This is a genomic window from Providencia rustigianii DSM 4541 (assembly GCF_000156395.1).
Classification (GTDB): domain Bacteria; phylum Pseudomonadota; class Gammaproteobacteria; order Enterobacterales; family Enterobacteriaceae; genus Providencia; species Providencia rustigianii.
Genome location: NZ_GG703829.1, coordinates 1,308 through 2,646 on the forward strand (window position 1 = coordinate 1,308; position 1,339 = coordinate 2,646).

Here is a 1,339-nt window from a genome sequence, read left to right on the forward strand (position 1 = left end):
CTTTACCGGCAGCATCCATCACGTCAGTAATTAAAACTAGGTGTATTGAGCGGAAAATGTTTGGCATCAGCATCATCGGCAGTACAAACCATGCCGGCGATAGCTGTATTAATGGTGCGAATAGGGCGCGTACCCTCGTTCAGTTCGACGACTCGCACGCCGTGGTGATAATCTTGAGCCATTACTAGCGTCCTCTATTTTGCAATAGCTCAATTCTGGATGTGGGATAAGTGAAATGCACGGAATGGGGATTGTATGAGGAATGAAACAAAGCCCCATTTGGGGCTTGTAATAATTATTCTGGTTTGACACCCCAATCGATATCGGGGGCTTTTGAAGTATCCGCATCAGCAGTTTTTACGCTGTAGATTTCCCAAGCAGTCAATAAATCTTTTTCGTCATCTGTTGCCATTTCTAAGCGCACTTTCCGCTCTAAGATAGCAATGTGCCGCTCCGCTTCATCTAAAAGAAACTGCTTTTTCTGTTCAGCTTCTGCGATGTGTTGCTCTTTTGAGACTGGTGGGTTTAAGTGTATTTCAATTTCTTTTTTAGTCATTGGAACCAAATCAGTGTTGTCACCCGCAAGCTCTAACTGGTCATCATCATAAGCAAATACTTTTCCACTCTCTTTGTGCTTAAAATAATTCATTAGCGTAGCTCCACCCAAGATTTTACATTTTTACCTGTGTATTCGTATGTACCACCGTTCGGCACCGGCGCAAACAAGAAGTCCGCACTCAAAGTATCAGTAGTAACAACAGACTCAGCAAAAACTCTATTATTAACTTTCAATATATTAGCAATTCCCGATGAGCGCATGTACGTAGTGCTAATAGCTACAAAAATTAGCTTTCCAGTGGAATTTGTATATACCGTGCCTTTCGCTCTTGATGCCGTCACATCCTGCTGGGATTGTCCATTTCCCACTAGTAAATTAATCGTTTCCTGTTTTGTGTACGAACCCACATCACCCGCACCCAAATTGATATCGCCACTCAGTGGTTTACCATTGACCTTGCGCGTGTTTGGCACTCTGCCATTCGCATTATTATTTGCACTATCTGCTGCTGATTTTGCAGCATTAGCCGTAGATTGAGCGGCACCTGCTGCACTTGCCGCTGAATTTGCAGATGATTGAGCGGCGCTTGCCGCACTAGCTGCTGAGTTAGCCGCATTCTGTGCATCTGTTCCGGCTTTCTTTGCATCCGCTATCGCAGTAGTCGCCGCCTTTTGACTCATAACCTGAGTCGTTGACTGCCCTGTACTTTGAACAACATCAGTTTTAGGCAGACGGTCATTAGCGTTGCTATTGGCATTGCTCGCAGCACTTGCCGCTGAA

At 44.8% G+C, this 1,339-nt stretch carries 1 protein-coding gene and 2 pseudogenes; all 3 read right to left on the reverse strand.

Going from position 1 to position 1,339, the window contains the following annotated elements:
* A pseudogene (locus tag PROVRUST_RS19475) lies at positions 1-182 on the reverse strand (phage tail protein); the annotation flags it as partial.
* Positions 183-295: 113 nt separating this feature from the next.
* Positions 296-649, reverse strand: coding sequence for a tail fiber assembly protein (locus PROVRUST_RS18665; protein WP_006816480.1), 354 nt, complete (start codon positions 647-649; stop codon positions 296-298).
* A pseudogene (locus PROVRUST_RS18670) lies at positions 649-1,339 on the reverse strand (phage tail protein); the annotation flags it as partial. The gene PROVRUST_RS18665 and the pseudogene PROVRUST_RS18670, both read right to left, overlap by 1 nt.

What these genes read in the sequence shown, in the direction of transcription:
- PROVRUST_RS18665 (WP_006816480.1), bottom strand. Translation starts at nt 649, where the DNA reads ATGAATTATTTTAAGCACAAAGAGAGTGGAAAAGTATTTGCTTATGAT.